Origin of the sequence: Serratia sp. KG1D (assembly GCF_037150675.1) — a bacterium.
GTDB lineage: Bacteria > Pseudomonadota > Gammaproteobacteria > Enterobacterales > Enterobacteriaceae > Serratia > Serratia nematodiphila.
In genome coordinates this window covers 133,444-146,021 of the sequence record NZ_JBAGIH010000005.1, presented here as the reverse complement: position 1 = coordinate 146,021, position 12,578 = coordinate 133,444, and the positions used below count along the sequence as shown (strand labels likewise).

Here is a 12,578-nt window from a genome sequence, read left to right as displayed (position 1 = left end):
CCTTGCGCACCCGGTAATTTCATCCAATACATTCTCTTCATCAATTATTCCGGTGTGCGCATACGGTATACTTGCGCACTTCCCCTGCTAACCGGAGATTTCCATGACCCTGCGCGTGGCGTTTATCGACGATCATGACATTGTGCGTTCGGGCTTTGTGCAACTGCTGTCGCTGGAGGCCGATATCCAGGTGGTGGGCGAGTTCAGCAGCGCGGCGCAGGCGCGCGCCGGCCTACCGGGGCTGGAGGCGGAAATCTGCATTTGCGACATTTCGATGCCGGACGGCAGCGGGCTGGATCTGCTGGCGGACATTCCCTCCGGCATCCGCGTGGTGATGCTGTCGATGCACGATAACCCGGCGCTGGTGGAAATGGCGCTGGAACGCGGCGCCAGCGGCTTTCTCTCCAAGCGCTGCAAGCCGGAAGATCTGATCACCGCGGTGCGCACCGTCGCCGGCGGCGGCGTCTACCTGATGCCGGAAATCGCGCAGCAGCTGGCGCGGGTGAAGGTGGATCCGCTCACCCGCCGCGAGCGCGAGATCGCGCTGCTGTTGGCGCAGGGGCAGGAGGTGCGTGAGATCGCCGCCGCCTTGGGGCTGTCGCCGAAGACGGTGCATGTGCATCGCGCCAACCTGTTCGCCAAGCTGGGCATCAACAACAACGTCGAACTGGCCAGACGGATGCTGAACCTGTGACGCAGCGCCTGATCACCCAGCTGGCGCTGTTTTTCATCTACGCCGCCAGCGCGTTTTGCCTGTGGGGCATCGGCACCGCGCTGATCGACCCCCCCTGGCAGGCGCTGCTGCTGTTCCCGTTCGGCCTGCGCATGGGCATTTTGCTGCAGAGCCCGTACCGTTTCTGGCCGGGGATCCTGCTGGCTGACCTGCTGCTGATGGCGTTGCTGGCGGATCAGTTCGGCTACGGCCCGGCGCTGTGGGCGTCGGTGGCGGTGCTGGTGTTGACGGTGCTGCTCAGTCTGCTGGCCTCGCCGTGGCTGTTGCGCCATCAGCAGAGCGACAGCGAATGGCGCTGGCCGCTGTTGCAGGGCGCGGTGGTCGCCATCGCCGCCTTGCTGCAGGCGTTGGTCTGGCAGCTGGTGAGCGGCGAAGGCGCCCGCGCGCTGCTGCTCGGCCTGACCGGCGGTTTCACCATCGCGCCAACCTGCCTGCTGTTGTGGCACTATCTGGCGCGCCAAATCTGGGTGCCGCTGGAGCCGGGGCTGATCCACAAGCCGGTGGAGCTGCGTCTGGGCCACCTGGCCAGCTATCTGTTGCTGTTTGCGTTCAGCATCTGGCTGCAGCAGCAGGTTAACGCCGCCGAGCTGCGCCGTTTCGCACCGTTCTGCCTGGCGATCCCCATCGTGTTCATGTCTTATCGCTATGGCTGGCAGGGCGCGCTGTTGGCGACGCTGCTCAACGGCGTGGCGCTGATGGTCAACGAGCCGCCGCAGCCGGAGTCGCACCGCGATCTGCTGCTGTCGCTGCTGGCCCAAAGCCTGACCGGGCTGCTGCTGGGCGCCGGCATTCAGCGCCAGCGCGAACTGAATCAGCAACTGCGGCTGCGGCTGGCGGAGAATCGGCAGCTGGCGCGGGCGCTGGTGACGGCGGAGGAGCAAACCCGGCGCGAGGTGGCGCGCGAGCTGCACGATGAAGTGGGGCAGACCATCACCGTGATCCGCACTCAGGCCAGCATCGTCAAGCGTCTGGCGCCGGAACCGGCGGTGATCGGCTGCGCCGACACCATCGATGCGCTGGCGCTGCGGGTCTACGACGGGGTGCACGATGTGCTGACCCAGCTGTGGCCGGCGGCGCTGAACAACCTGCCGCTGTCGGCGGCGGTGGCGGCGATGCTGCGGGAGTCGCTGCCGCAGGACGCGTCGCTGGTGAGCAGCATGCAGTGGCAGGTGCCCGACGAGCTGCTGGATGAAACGCTGAAAATCACGCTGTATCGGGTGTGTCAGGAAGGGGTGACCAATGTGTGCCGCCACGCCGGCGCCAGCCGCCTGGCGCTGGATGCGCGGCTGCAGCCGCGCAAAGGCGCCGCGCCGCAGATCGCCCTGACCATCCGCGACAACGGCGTGGGCTTCGATGCGGAAAACCATCAGCCGGGGTACGGCCTGCGCGGCATGCAGGAGCGCATCAGCGCCCTCGGCGGCAGCCTGCGGTTCACCGCTGAGCGGGGCGCCTGTTTGAGTGTGATCTTGCCCACAGTTTCACCGGCGCAAACGCAAAACTAGGAAAAACTCCTAACCGCCTCGAGAATCCGGCGTAAGCCCCCTGCGCGCGCGAGGAGCATCATAGCGGCACTTTAATTCAATCCTCTGAGGTTCCACATGTGGTCTTTCCTTAAAAGCCGCCCGGATGCGCCGCAGGTCACCGATCAACGGCAGATCGACGCCAGCTACAAATACTGGCGCATTCAGCTGATGTGCACCATGTACATAGGTTATGCCGCGTTTTACTTCACGCGCAAAAGCTTCAACTTCATCATGCCGGCGATGCTGAGCGATCTGGGCCTGACGATGTCCGACGTCGGCATCCTCGGCACGCTGTTCTACATCACCTACGGCTGCTCGAAATTCATTTCCGGCATGATCAGCGATCGCTCCAACCCGCGTTACTTTATGGGGCTGGGCCTGATCATGACCGGGGTGCTGAATATCTTCTTCGGTCTCAGCTCATCGTTGCTGATGCTGGGCACGCTGTGGATCCTCAACGCCTTCTTCCAGGGCTGGGGTTGGCCGCCGTGCTCCAAAATCCTCACCAGCTGGTATTCGCGCTCCGAGCGCGGCAGCTGGTGGGCGATCTGGAACACCTCGCACAACGTCGGCGGCGCGCTGATCCCGCTGTTGGTCGGCTTTATCTCGCTGCACTTCAGCTGGCGTTACGGCATGATCATTCCCGGCATCATCGGCGTGGTGCTCGGCCTGCTGATGTGCTGGCGCCTGCGTGACAAGCCATCCACCCTGGGGCTGCCGAGCGTCGGCAAATGGCGCAACGACGCCATGGAACTGGTGCAGGAATCGGAAGGCCAGGGGCTGAGCAACCGCGAGATCATCAAGCGCTACGTGCTGACCAACAAGTACATCTGGCTGCTGGCGGTCTCTTACGTGCTGGTGTATATCGTGCGTACCGCGATCAACGACTGGGGCAATCTCTACCTGACGCAGGAAAAGGGCTATTCGCTGATGACCGCCAACTCGGCCATCTCGCTGTTTGAAGTGGGCGGCTTCATCGGTTCACTGGTGGCCGGTTGGGGTTCCGACAAGCTGTTCCGCGGCAACCGCGGCCCGATGAACCTGATCTTCGCCATCGGCATCTTCCTGTCGGTGGCGGCGCTGTGGTTGATGCCGGGCGTCACCTACCTGCTGCAGGCCTGCTGTTTCTTCGCCATCGGCTTCTTTATCTTCGGTCCGCAGATGCTGATCGGCATGGCGGCGGCGGAGTGCTCGCACAAGGATGCGGCGGGCGCCGCGACCGGTTTCGTCGGCCTGTTCGCCTACCTGGGCGCGGCGCTGTCCGGCTACCCGATCGCGCGGGTGATGGAGATCTGGCACTGGAACGGCTTCTTCGTGGTGATTTCCATCGCCGCCTGCCTGTCGGCGCTGTTCCTGCTGCCATTCCTGCGCGCGCAGACGCCGGCGCTGAAACCGGCCAACGCCTGAGTAAAATACGCTGCGCAACCCCCGGCGCAGCGTATTATGGCGCTTTTATCACCACTTGAAATGCAGGGGCAAAAAAGTGATTGACGCCTATAACCGCCAGCAGTAAGATGCGCCCCGCATCGGCGAGTAGCGCAGCTTGGTAGCGCAACTGGTTTGGGACCAGTGGGTCGGAGGTTCGAATCCTCTCTCGCCGACCACCATTCGAAAAACCTGCTTTTTAAAGCAGGTTTTTTTTCGTCTGCAGTTTATGAGGATGAGCACCTCCGCAGGAGGTTCGAGCCTCGCGAAGCGAGACAACGTTGCTTTAGCAACGGCCCGCAGGGCGCGCATCAACGATGCGCGTAATCCTCTCTCGCCGACCACCATTCGAAAAACCTGCTTTTAAAGCAGGTTTTTTTTCGCCTGCAGTTTATGAGGATGAGCACCTCCTCCGATACGGTCGGCTTCGCTTTATGGCGTGCGTCAATCCACCGTCCTCGTGAAATATATTTATCCTTTACGCTTAATTAATTCACACTCCTTATTCCCATTGGACTCTTTTTCTCATATTTAAATAAATTCATGCTTGCCGAATAAAACCCGGTTTATAGCGCTCTTGTTTTCACATTTTTTTTACCTATAGTCTGAATGGACAACGCGGGATATGTTATTCCCGCTGCGTGGAAAATATCGTGATTATTTATTAACGTTAATCTTCGAGGATTATTGCGGGATTTTTCGCTTCGGCAATGCATCGCGACGATTAACTCTTTTATGTTTATCCTCTCGGAATAAAGGAATCAGTTATGCGCAAATTTAATAAACCGCTGTTGGCGCTGTTGATCGGCAGCACACTGTGTTCCGCGGCGCAGGCCGCCGCGCCGGGCAAGCCGACCATCGCCTGGGGCAACACCAAGTTCGCCATCGTTGAAGTTGACCAGGCGGCTACCGCTTATAATAATTTGGTGAAGGTAAAAAATGCCGCCGATGTTTCGGTCTCCTGGAATTTATGGAATGGCGACACCGGTACGACGGCAAAAGTCTTATTAAATGGCAAGGAGGCGTGGAGCGGCCCTTCAACCGGTTCTTCCGGTACGGCGAATTTTAAAGTCAATAAAGGCGGCCGTTATCAAATGCAGGTGGCATTGTGCAATGCCGACGGCTGCAGCGCCAGCGACGCCACCGAAATTGTGGTGGCCGACACCGACGGCAGCCATTTGGCGCCGTTGAAAGAGCCGCTGCTGGAAAAGAATAAACCGTATAAACAGAACTCCGGCAAAGTGGTGGGTTCTTATTTCGTCGAGTGGGGCGTTTACGGGCGCAATTTCACCGTCGACAAGATCCCGGCGCAGAACTTGACCCACCTGCTGTACGGCTTTATCCCGATCTGCGGCGGCAACGGCATCAACGACAGCCTGAAAGAGATCGAAGGCAGCTTCCAGGCGCTGCAGCGCTCCTGCCAGGGCCGCGAGGACTTCAAAGTCTCGATCCACGATCCGTTCGCCGCGCTGCAAAAAGCGCAGAAGGGCGTTACCGCCTGGGATGACCCCTACAAGGGCAACTTCGGCCAGCTGATGGCGCTGAAACAGGCGCATCCTGACCTGAAAATTCTGCCGTCGATCGGCGGCTGGACGCTGTCCGACCCGTTCTTCTTCATGGGTGATAAGGTGAAGCGCGATCGCTTCGTCGGTTCGGTGAAAGAGTTCCTGCAGACCTGGAAGTTCTTCGATGGCGTGGATATCGACTGGGAGTTCCCGGGCGGCAAAGGCGCCAACCCGAACCTGGGCAGCCCGCAGGACGGGGAAACCTATGTGCTGCTGATGAAGGAGCTGCGGGCGATGCTGGATCAGCTGTCGGCGGAAACCGGCCGCAAATATGAACTGACCTCCGCCATCAGCGCCGGCAAGGACAAGATCGACAAGGTGGCTTACAACGTCGCGCAGAACTCGATGGATCACATTTTCCTGATGAGCTACGACTTCTATGGCGCCTTCGATCTGAAGAACCTGGGGCATCAGACCGCGCTGAATGCGCCGGCCTGGAAGCCGGACACCGCTTACACCACGGTGAACGGCGTCAATGCGCTGCTGGCGCAGGGCGTCAAGCCGGGCAAAATCGTCGTCGGCACCGCCATGTATGGCCGCGGCTGGACCGGGGTGAACGGCTACCAGAACAACATTCCGTTCACCGGTACCGCCACCGGGCCGGTTAAAGGCACCTGGGAGAACGGCATCGTGGACTACCGCCAAATCGCTGGCCAGTTCATGAGCGGCGAGTGGCAGTACACCTACGACGCCACGGCAGAAGCGCCATACGTGTTCAAGCCTTCCACCGGCGATCTGATCACCTTCGACGATGCCCGCTCGGTGCAGGCCAAAGGCAAGTACGTGCTGGATAAGCAGCTGGGCGGCCTGTTCTCTTGGGAGATCGACGCGGACAACGGCGATATTCTCAACAGCATGAACGCCAGCCTGGGCAACAGCGCCGGCGTTCAATAATCGGTTGCAGTGCGTTGCCGGGGGATATCCTTTCGCCCCCGGCTTTTTCGCCGCCGAAAGTTTTTTTACGCCGCACAGATTGTGGGCCTGCCCGGTGCAAAACGCGCTCATCGGACTCACCCTTTTGGGTAATCCTTCAGCATTTCCTCCTGTCTTTAACGGCGATCACAAAAATAACCGTTCAGATATTCATCATTCAGCAACAAAGTTTTGGCGTTTTTTAACGGAGTTAAAAACCAGTAAGTTTGTGAGGGTCAGACCAATGCGCTAAAAATGGCCGCTTAGCATAAATTTTCATGCTGGAACTGTTAACAAAAGGTTTTTTTTATGTTTGTTTGCTGTTTCTCACAGTCTGCGTAAATCCCCACTGGTTATATTGACGACACCCCAAACAGTTGGCAACTTGATAGCCTCAGGGGTAAGAGCGAGAGTTGTTTGAGTGAATTCCACGCGCTCAGACGTCCCCGCCGCGATGCGTTCCATCCGGCATTCTCTCCTCGTACGCCTTCTGCCTTCGGGCGCCGATCGCACAGGCCACGCAATAAAAAATACAGGTCTGGCGGCAATTACACACATCACATCACACAATGGAGCACTAACGATGACACGTTCCTTGGGTAAATCGGGGATTCTGAAATTCGGTATTGGGCTGATCGCGCTGACCGTGGCGGCCAGCGTACAGGCCAAGACGTTGGTTTACTGTTCTGAAGGTTCCCCGGAAGGGTTCAACCCGCAGCTGTTTACCTCCGGCACCACCTATGACGCCAGCTCGGTACCAATCTACAACCGGCTGGTCGAATTCAAGACCGGCACCACCGAGCTGCAGCCGGGGCTGGCTGAGAAGTGGGACGTCAGCGAAGACGGCAAAACCTACACCTTCCACCTGCGCAAAGGCGTGAAGTGGCAGAGCAGCAAGGACTTCAAACCGACGCGCGATTTCAACGCCGACGACGTGGTGTTCTCCTTTGAACGCCAGTTGGATGCGAACAACGCCTATCACAAAGTGTCCGGCGGCAGTTACGAATACTTTGAAGGCATGGACATGCCAAAGCTGATCGCCAAGATCGAAAAAGTGGACGACAACACCGTGCGCTTCGTGCTGAACCGCCCGGAGGCGCCGTTCCTGGCTGACCTGGGCATGGACTTCGCATCCATTCTGTCCGCCGAATACGCTGACGTGATGATGAAAGCCGGCACGCCGGAGAAAGTCGATCTGAACCCGATCGGCACCGGCCCATTCCAGCTGCTGCAATACCAGAAAGACTCCAAGATCCTGTACAAGGCGTTCGACGGTTTCTGGGGCACCAAGCCGAAGATCGATCGCCTGGTGTTTTCCATCACGCCTGACGCCTCCGTGCGCTACGCCAAACTGCAGAAAAACGAATGCCAGGTGATGCCGTATCCGAACCCGGCCGATATCGCCCGCATGAAGCAGGACAAGTCCATCAACCTGATGGAACAGCCGGGCCTGAACGTGGGCTATCTGTCGTTCAACGTCGAGAAAAAGCCGCTGGATAACCTGAAGGTGCGTCAGGCGTTGACCATGGCGGTCAACAAGCAGGCGATCATCGACGCGGTCTATCAGGGCGCGGGCCAGGCGGCCAAGAACCTGATCCCGCCGACCATGTGGGGCTATAACGACGCGGTGCAGGATTACGCTTACGATCCGGCCAAGGCGAAAGAGCTGCTGAAAGAAGCGGGCATGGCCGACGGTTTCAGCATCGATCTGTGGGCGATGCCGGTACAGCGTCCTTACAACCCGAACGCGCGTCGCATGGCGGAAATGATCCAGGCCGACTGGGCCAAGATCGGCGTGAAAGCCAAAATCGTGACCTATGAGTGGGGTGAATACCTCAAGCGCGCCAAAGCGGGCGAGCACCAGACGGTGATGATGGGCTGGACCGGCGACAACGGGGATCCGGACAACTTCTTCGCCACGCTGTTCAGCTGCGCGGCGGCGAAAGACGGCTCCAACTACTCCCGCTGGTGCTACAAGCCGTTTGAAGATCTGATTCAACCGGCGCGCGCCGAATCCAACCACGACAAGCGTATCGAACTGTACAAACAGGCGCAGGTGGTGATGCACGATCAGGCTCCGGCGCTGATTGTCGCACACTCCACCGTGTATGAGCCTGTGCGTAAGGAAGTGAAAGGCTACGTCGTGGATCCGCTCGGTAAGCATCACTTCGAGAATGTCTCTGTAGACTGATTTCGACCGCTTTACCGGAGACGCACGAATGGACTTGCAGGGGCGCAACAGGTTTGCGCCTCTGCTGACCAGTCTCCGGCGTATGGCCGTCGAATCGTTCAAAGGCATGTGAGCGTTAATAAGCCTGGCGGACGATGAGCTGCCGGGCATTGATACAGAGAGTTCGGGATATGTTGCAGTTCATACTCCGACGTTTGGGGTTAGTTATCCCAACGTTTATCGGCATTACGTTGCTGACTTTTGCATTTGTCCATATGATCCCCGGCGACCCGGTGACCATCATGGCCGGGGAACGCGGTATCTCCGCCGAGCGCCACGCGCAGCTGATGGCGGAAATGGGGCTGGACAAGCCGCTCTATCAACAATATTTCTCCTACGTGTCCAACGTGCTGCACGGCGATCTGGGCACCTCACTCAAAAGCCGCATCTCCGTCTGGAGCGAGTTCGTTCCGCGCTTCCAGGCCACGCTGGAGCTGGGTTTCTGCGCGATGCTGTTCGCGGTGCTGGTGGGCATCCCGGTCGGGGTGCTGGCGGCGGTCAAACGCGGTTCGGTCTTCGATCACACCGCGGTGGGCATCTCGCTGACCGGCTATTCGATGCCGATTTTCTGGTGGGGCATGATGCTGATCATGCTGGTGTCGGTGCAGCTTAACCTGACGCCGGTGTCGGGGCGCATCAGCGACACGGTATTCCTCGACGACAGCCAGCCGCTGACCGGCTTCATGCTGATAGACACCCTGATCTGGGGCGAGCCTGGCGACTTCGTCGACGCGGTGATGCACATGATCCTGCCGGCCATCGTACTGGGCACCATCCCGCTGGCGGTGATCGTGCGCATGACCCGTTCCTCGATGCTGGAAGTGTTGGGCGAAGACTATATCCGCACCGCGCGCGCCAAGGGCGTGAGCCGCATGCGAGTGATCGTCGTCCACGCGCTGCGCAACGCGCTGCTGCCGGTGGTGACGGTGATCGGGCTGCAGGTCGGCACCATGCTGGCCGGCGCTATTCTGACGGAAACCATCTTCTCCTGGCCGGGGCTGGGCCGCTGGCTGATCGACGCGCTGCAGCGCCGCGATTACCCGGTGGTGCAGGGCGGGGTATTGCTGGTCGCCTGTATGATCATTCTGGTTAACCTGCTGGTAGACGTGCTCTACGGCGTGGTCAACCCGCGTATTCGCCACAAGAAATAAGGGGCGCTCTCATGTCTCAAATCACTGAGTCTGCAGTTAAAGGTGCGCCGAAGCCGATGACCCCGTTTCAGGAGTTTTGGCACTATTTCAAGCGCAATAAAGGGGCCGTGGTCGGCCTGGTGTATATCGTTCTGATGCTGGTGATCGCGCTCGGCGCCGGCGTGCTGGCGCCGCATGCGCCGGCGGACCAGTTCCGCGACGCGCTGCTCAAGCCGCCGGTGTGGCAAGAAGGCGGCAGCTGGCAATATATCCTCGGCACCGACGACGTGGGCCGCGACGTGCTGTCGCGCCTGATGTACGGCGCACGGCTGTCGCTGTTGGTCGGCTGTCTGGTGGTGGTGCTGTCGCTGATCATGGGCGTGATATTCGGCCTGCTGGCCGGTTACTTCGGCGGCGTGGTGGACGCGATTATCATGCGCATCGTCGACATCATGCTGGCTCTGCCGAGCCTGTTGCTGGCGCTGGTGCTGGTGGCGGTATTCGGGCCGTCGATCGTCAACGCCTCGCTGGCGCTGACCTTCGTCGCCCTGCCGCACTATGTGCGTCTGACGCGCGCGGCGGTGCTGGTGGAGGTCAACCGCGACTACGTCACCGCTTCGCGGGTGGCGGGCGCCGGCGCGCTGCGCCAGATGTTCGTCAATATTCTGCCTAACTGCCTGGCGCCTTTGATCGTGCAGGCTTCTCTCGGTTTCTCGAACGCCATTCTGGACATGGCCGCTCTCGGCTTTCTGGGCATGGGCGCGCAGCCGCCGACGCCGGAGTGGGGCACCATGCTCTCCGACGTGCTGCAGTTCGCGCAAAGCGCCTGGTGGGTGGTGACCTTCCCCGGCCTGGCGATCCTGCTGACGGTGCTGGCATTTAACCTGATGGGGGACGGTTTGCGTGACGCTCTCGACCCCAAACTCAAGCAGTAACAGAGGACGAGAGAGATGGCGTTATTGAATGTAGACAAGCTTTCGGTGCACTTCGGTGACGAAGGCACCCCGTTCCGCGCGGTAGACCGCATCAGTTACAGCGTGGAGCAAGGTCAGGTGGTCGGCATCGTCGGTGAATCCGGCTCCGGAAAATCCGTCAGCTCGCTGGCGATCATGGGCCTGATCGATTTCCCCGGCAAGGTGATGGCCGACAAGCTGGAGTTCAACGGCCAGGATCTGCGCAAGATCTCCGAAAAAGAGCGCCGCCAGCTGGTGGGCTCCGAAGTGGCGATGATCTTCCAGGATCCGATGACCAGCCTGAACCCGTGCTATACCGTCGGTTACCAGATCATGGAGGCGCTGAAGGTGCATCAGGGCGGCAACCGCCGCACCCGCCGTCAGCGCGCTATCGACCTGCTGACGCAGGTGGGCATTCCCGATCCGGCTTCGCGGCTGGACGTCTACCCGCACCAGCTTTCCGGCGGCATGAGCCAGCGCGTGATGATCGCCATGGCCATCGCCTGTCGGCCGAAGCTGCTGATCGCCGACGAGCCGACGACCGCGCTCGATGTGACTATCCAGGCGCAGATCATCGAACTGCTGCTGGATCTGCAACAGCGCGAAAACATGGCGCTGTTGCTGATCACTCACGATCTGGCGCTGGTGGCGGAAGCGGCGCATCACATCATCGTGATGTACGCCGGCCAGGTGGTGGAATCCGGCAAGGCGGCGGAGATTTTCCGCGCGCCGCGCCACCCGTACACCCAGGCGCTGCTGCGCGCGTTGCCGGAGTTCGCCGCCGACAAGGCGCGGCTGGCTTCGCTGCCGGGCGTGGTGCCGGGCAAATACGATCGCCCGACCGGTTGCCTGCTCAACCCGCGTTGTCCGTACGCCAACGAACGCTGCCGTAACGAGGAGCCGGAACTGCGCAGCATTCCCGGCCGTCAGGTTAAATGTCACACACCGCTGGATGATGCGGGGAGGCCGACCGTATGAGCCAGAATCAACCTTTACTGCAGGCGATTGACCTGAAGAAGCATTACCCGGTAAAAAAGGGCCTGTTCGCGCCGGAGCGGCTGGTCAAGGCGCTCGACGGCGTGTCCTTCACCCTGGAGCGCGGCAAAACGCTGGCGGTGGTCGGTGAGTCGGGCTGCGGCAAATCAACGCTCGGCCGCCTGCTGACGATGATTGAAGTGCCGACCGGCGGCGAGCTGTATTACCAGGGGCAGGATCTGCTGAAGCCGGACGTCTCGGCCGAGAAACTGCGGCGCCAGAAGATCCAAATCGTGTTCCAGAATCCTTACGGATCGCTCAACCCGCGCAAGAAGGTCGGGCAGATCCTCGAGGAGCCGTTGTTGATCAACACGTCGCTCAGCGCCGCCGAACGGCGGGAAAAAGCGCTGGAGATGATGGCGAAGGTCGGCCTGAAGACCGAGCATTATGACCGCTACCCGCACATGTTCTCCGGCGGCCAGCGCCAGCGTATCGCTATCGCCCGCGGGCTGATGTTGAATCCGGACGTGGTGATCGCCGATGAACCGGTGTCGGCATTGGACGTGTCGGTGCGCGCGCAGGTGCTGAATCTGATGATGGATCTGCAGCAGGAGCTGGGGCTGTCCTATGTGTTCATCTCGCACGATCTGTCGGTGGTGGAACACATCGCCGACGAGGTGATGGTGATGTACCTCGGCCGCTGCGTGGAAAAGGGCAGCAAAGAGGCGATCTTCAACAACCCGCGCCATCCGTACACCCAGGCGCTGCTGTCGGCGACGCCACGGTTGAACCCGGATATGCGCCGCGAGCGCATCAAGCTGACCGGCGAACTACCCAGCCCGATGAATCCGCCGCCGGGCTGTGCGTTCAATGCCCGCTGCCGCCGCGCTTTCGGCACCTGCGTGCAGCTGCAGCCGCAGCTAAAACAGTACGGTGAGCAGATGGTGGCCTGCTTTGCGGTCGATCAGGACGAACATCCGGGGGCGTAAAGCGTCGAACGTCATCGCTTAAATTCACGCCGGCATCACGCCGGCGTTTTTTATTACTCAATCAAAGGGTTAATAAGTAGAAAACTACCACAGTCCGCCATTTTAATTACCTCCCTAATTAAATTCTGATAAGAGTTATTTTT

Annotated in this window: 9 protein-coding genes, 1 tRNA gene and 1 other RNA gene; all 11 read left to right on the top strand. The window is 60.1% G+C overall.

Going from position 1 to position 12,578, the window contains the following annotated elements:
• Nucleotides 1–103: 103 nt before the first annotated feature.
• The 11 genes from uhpA to dppF all read left to right on the top strand — a co-directional run bounded on the left by uhpA (nt 104) and on the right by dppF (nt 12,435).
• Entirely contained in the window at nt 104–694 is a 591-nt protein-coding gene (gene uhpA, locus WFM45_RS21440; RefSeq protein ID WP_019452588.1) for a transcriptional regulator UhpA, read from the top strand.
• Entirely contained in the window at nt 691–2,235 is a 1,545-nt protein-coding gene (gene uhpB / locus WFM45_RS21435; protein WP_336957219.1) for a signal transduction histidine-protein kinase/phosphatase UhpB, read from the top strand. The genes uhpA and uhpB overlap by 4 nt, the downstream gene beginning before the upstream one ends.
• A gap of 96 nt (nt 2,236–2,331) precedes the next feature.
• Nucleotides 2,332–3,663: an MFS transporter gene (locus tag WFM45_RS21430; protein ID WP_004934121.1), complete on the top strand. Its 1,332-nt coding sequence runs from the start codon at nt 2,332–2,334 to the stop codon at nt 3,661–3,663.
• A 120-nt stretch (nt 3,664–3,783) separates the two neighbouring features.
• Nucleotides 3,784–3,860: transfer RNA gene (locus WFM45_RS21425), tRNA-Pro, on the top strand.
• 36 nt (nt 3,861–3,896) lie between these two features.
• A non-coding RNA gene (locus WFM45_RS21420) (RtT sRNA) lies at nt 3,897–4,025 on the top strand.
• Between the two features lie 423 nt (nt 4,026–4,448).
• The gene (locus tag WFM45_RS21415; RefSeq protein WP_004934124.1) at nt 4,449–6,140 is read left to right on the top strand and encodes a glycosyl hydrolase family 18 protein; all 1,692 of its coding nucleotides are present in this window, start codon (nt 4,449–4,451) and stop codon (nt 6,138–6,140) included.
• A gap of 601 nt (nt 6,141–6,741) precedes the next feature.
• Entirely contained in the window at nt 6,742–8,349 is a 1,608-nt protein-coding gene (dppA, locus tag WFM45_RS21410) for a dipeptide ABC transporter periplasmic-binding protein DppA (RefSeq protein ID WP_004934126.1), read from the top strand.
• A 170-nt stretch (nt 8,350–8,519) separates the two neighbouring features.
• Nucleotides 8,520–9,539 carry a dipeptide ABC transporter permease DppB gene (gene dppB / locus WFM45_RS21405; RefSeq protein ID WP_004934128.1) on the top strand — a complete coding sequence of 340 codons (1,020 nt, stop codon included), beginning with the start codon at nt 8,520–8,522 and terminating at the stop codon, nt 9,537–9,539.
• 11 nt (nt 9,540–9,550) lie between these two features.
• The gene (gene dppC / locus WFM45_RS21400; RefSeq protein ID WP_004934130.1) at nt 9,551–10,453 is read left to right on the top strand and encodes a dipeptide ABC transporter permease DppC; all 903 of its coding nucleotides are present in this window, start codon (nt 9,551–9,553) and stop codon (nt 10,451–10,453) included.
• 15 nt (nt 10,454–10,468) lie between these two features.
• Nucleotides 10,469–11,449 (top strand): dipeptide ABC transporter ATP-binding protein, encoded by a 981-nt coding sequence (dppD, locus tag WFM45_RS21395; protein ID WP_004934132.1) that lies wholly within the window; start codon nt 10,469–10,471, stop codon nt 11,447–11,449.
• Nucleotides 11,446–12,435, top strand: a complete 990-nt coding sequence (dppF, locus tag WFM45_RS21390; protein ID WP_015376237.1) for a dipeptide ABC transporter ATP-binding subunit DppF — start codon at nt 11,446–11,448, stop codon at nt 12,433–12,435. The genes dppD and dppF overlap by 4 nt, the downstream gene beginning before the upstream one ends.
• The last annotated feature ends 143 nt before the right edge of the window (nt 12,436–12,578 follow it).

Bases quoted from the DNA above. Each gene is read 5' to 3' on its own strand.
- uhpA (WP_019452588.1), top strand. From the start codon at position 104: ATGACCCTGCGCGTGGCGTTTATCGACGATCATGACATTGTGCGTTCG.
- WFM45_RS21430 (WP_004934121.1), top strand. From the start codon at position 2,332: ATGTGGTCTTTCCTTAAAAGCCGCCCGGATGCGCCGCAGGTCACCGAT.
- WFM45_RS21415 (WP_004934124.1), top strand. From the start codon at position 4,449: ATGCGCAAATTTAATAAACCGCTGTTGGCGCTGTTGATCGGCAGCACA.
- dppA (WP_004934126.1), top strand. From the start codon at position 6,742: ATGACACGTTCCTTGGGTAAATCGGGGATTCTGAAATTCGGTATTGGG.
- dppB (WP_004934128.1), top strand. From the start codon at position 8,520: ATGTTGCAGTTCATACTCCGACGTTTGGGGTTAGTTATCCCAACGTTT.
- dppC (WP_004934130.1), top strand. From the start codon at position 9,551: ATGTCTCAAATCACTGAGTCTGCAGTTAAAGGTGCGCCGAAGCCGATG.
- dppD (WP_004934132.1), top strand. From the start codon at position 10,469: ATGGCGTTATTGAATGTAGACAAGCTTTCGGTGCACTTCGGTGACGAA.
- dppF (WP_015376237.1), top strand. From the start codon at position 11,446: ATGAGCCAGAATCAACCTTTACTGCAGGCGATTGACCTGAAGAAGCAT.